Source organism: Streptomyces sp. SID4985 (assembly GCF_009863025.1).
Taxonomy (GTDB): domain Bacteria; phylum Actinomycetota; class Actinomycetes; order Streptomycetales; family Streptomycetaceae; genus Streptomyces.
Window position 1 is genome coordinate 1 of the sequence record NZ_WWIR01000634.1, and the last position, 2,794, is coordinate 2,794.

Sequence of the window (2,794 nt, forward strand, 5' to 3'; positions counted from 1 at the left end):
GCGGGGGCGGGGTTTCTGGTGCGGGGTCAAGCGGAAGGCGCCGTGGCCGAGTTCCGGACGGGGTCCGGCAACTCGGCTGCGGCGCCTTCGTGTTGTGCGGGGTGGGGGCCGGTCAGCGGCCGGAGCCTCCGTCGGCGTTGGGTCCTGCGTAGTCCTCGCCGTAGGCGCCCTTGGCGGGGCGGCGGCGGCGCATGGGCGGCTCGACGCCGTCGGCGAGACGGCGGGCGGTGAGCAGGAAGCCGGTGTGGCCGATCATGCGGTGGTCCGGGCGGACGGCGAGGCCCTCGATGTGCCAGTTGCGGATCATCGACTCCCAGGCGGTCGGCTCGTTGAAGCAGCCGATCTCGCGGATGGACTCGACGGTCCGGGCGAGCTGGGTGGTGGTGGCCACGTAGCAGCAGAGGATGCCGCCGGGGACGAGGGCCTTGGAGACGGCCTCCAGGCACTCCCAGGGGGCGAGCATGTCGAGGATGACGCGGTCGACGTCGGTGTCGGACAGGTTGTCCTGGAGGTCGCCGACGGTGAGCTGCCAGGCGGGGTGTTCGCCGCCGAAGTAGCGCTCGACGTTCTGCTTGGCGATCTCTGCGAAGTCCTCGCGGCGCTCGTAGGAGTGCAGCATGCCCTGGTCGCCGATGGCGCGCAGCAGGAAGCTGCTGAGCGAGCCGGAGCCGACGCCGGCCTCGACGACGCGGGCGCCGGGGAAGATGTCGGCGAAGGCGAGGATCTGCCCCGCGTCCTTCGGGTAGACGACGGCTGCCCCTCGGGGCATGGACAGGACGTAGTCGGGGAGCAGGGGGCGCAGCGCGAGGTAGGCGACGTTGCCGGTGGTGCGGACAACGCTGCCCTCGGGAGCGCCGATCAGTTCGTCGTGCGGGAAGGAGCCCTTGTGGGTGTGGAAGTTCTTCCCGGCTTCGAGCGTGAACGTGTAGTGACGGCCCTTGGGGTCGGTCAGCTGAACCTGGTCCCCGACCTTGAAGGGCCCGCGCCTGCGGGCGGCACCGGTCGGTTCGGACATGTGACCAGCGTACCGGCAGCCGGGCAGGGTGCCGACCACTGGTGGGGTCAGCTGGGGCGGGCCATGGCCTTCACGAAGGCCTTCTCCACGTCCGCCGCGGACAGCACGCCGTAGATCTCGCCGGTCTCCTCGACGACCAGGTATTCGGTGGCGGGGGCGGCGCGGAGGGTGTCGAGGAGTTCTTCGCCGGAGAGTTCGGCGGAGACGCGCATGCCGTCGGTGATGTCCTGGGCGAGGCCGCTGACGGCGACCCAGGGGCGGCGGTGTTCGGGGACGCCGACGATGGCGGATTCGCGGACGAGGGAGAGGGGGGTGCCGTCGGGGTCGACGACGACGAGGGCGCGGGCTCCGGCGGCGTTGGCGCGGCGCAGGGCCTCGGAGAGGGGGGTGTCGGTCTCGACGGGGACGGCGCGGCGGGTGAGGGTGCGGGCGCTCAGCTCGGGGAGGTGTTCGCGCAGCCGGGCCATGCGGAGGCTGTTTCCGGCGCCGGTCCAGATGATGGCGGCCAGGATGGCGGCGAGCAGGGCGTCGGTGATGGTGTCCATGCTGCCGAGGTCCGCGTCGCCGCCGAAGAAGCGGGAGTGGTTGAGCAGGGGCAGGCCGATGAGGACGCTGAGGGCGAGCGCGCGGCCGACCCAGGCGGCGGCGACGGTGCCGGTCATGGGCTTGCCGGTGATCTTCCAGACGACGGCGCGCAGCATCCGGCCGCCGTCGAGGGGCAGGCCGGGAAGCAGGTTGAAGATGGCGACGATGAGGTTGGAGATCATCAGCCCGGCCAGCAGGACGCCGGGGACGGTGCCGGGCTGGACGGGTTTCATGGCGAGCCAGAAGAGCCCGGCGAGGATCAGGGAGAGCAGGGGTCCGACGAAGGCGAGGACGAATTCGCGTCCGGGGGTCTCGGCCTCCTTCTCGATCTCGGAGACGCCGCCGAAGAACTGGAGCTGGATGCGGCGCACCGGGAGCTTGAAGCGGAGGGCGGCGACGGTGTGGGCGAGTTCGTGGACGAGGACCGAGGCGTAGAAGGCGACGGCGAAGAAGAGGGAGACGAGGTAGCGGGCGGCGCCGAGTTCGGGCAGGACCTGGTCGAGCTGGCCGCCGAAGACCCAGGTGATGAGGGCGGCGACGAGGAACCAGCTGGGTGCGACGTAGACGGGTACGCCGAACGGGCGGCCCATGAGGATGCCGCCGCCGGGTTCGGCGGGGGGCTGGGGTGGCGCGCCCTTGCTGGTGCCTGCGCCGGTTCCGGAGTGGGCGAGGGAGCGGTGGTCGTGGGCGGGGTCGCCGCCGGGGGGCTGGCCGTCGCGGTGGTCCTCGGGGACCGGCCGGGGTGCCTGCGGGGGCTGCTCGGGGGGCGTGTCGCCGGTGCCGTGGGCGTCGTGCTCCGGCTCGCGGCCGGGGTCCGGACTGCCGGGGCCGGGGCTGGGGGGCGCAGGGACTTCGGGGTGGCCGGCCGGCTCGTCGCTGCCGGACCGCGGCTGCCCGTTTCCGCCGCTCACGTCCACGGTGTCCCCTCGTTCGAAGCGTCCTCGCGCCTGTGGGCACAAGGGTCTCGGGTCGATGGTATGCGGCCGGGGTGGCGCCGTACCCCTCGGCACCCCTTGTGTTTGCCCCGGCCGGGCGCCGGTGACGCCCGGCGGAAGTGGGTCGCTGTCGGTGGGGGGCCTTATGGTCTGTGGTCATGGACAGCAGCAGTGAGGACACGGGGACGGCGCCGGACGTGGCCGAGGGCGCGGACCCGGTGTGCGTGACGGTGCCCGTCAGCGCGCCCGTCGCCGTGCC

General features: G+C 72.8%; 2 protein-coding genes. Both read right to left on the minus strand.

The window, feature by feature from the left end; all coding sequences use genetic code 11:
* Positions 1–112 precede the first annotated feature (112 nt).
* Positions 113–1,015: a tRNA (adenine-N1)-methyltransferase gene (locus GTW40_RS27195; RefSeq protein WP_161182785.1), complete on the minus strand. Its 903-nt coding sequence runs from the start codon at positions 1,013–1,015 to the stop codon at positions 113–115.
* A gap of 47 nt (positions 1,016–1,062) precedes the next feature.
* Complete coding sequence (locus GTW40_RS27200) at positions 1,063–2,517, minus strand: site-2 protease family protein (protein ID WP_161182786.1); 1,455 nt, start codon at positions 2,515–2,517, stop codon at positions 1,063–1,065.
* Positions 2,518–2,794: the final 277 nt, after the last annotated feature.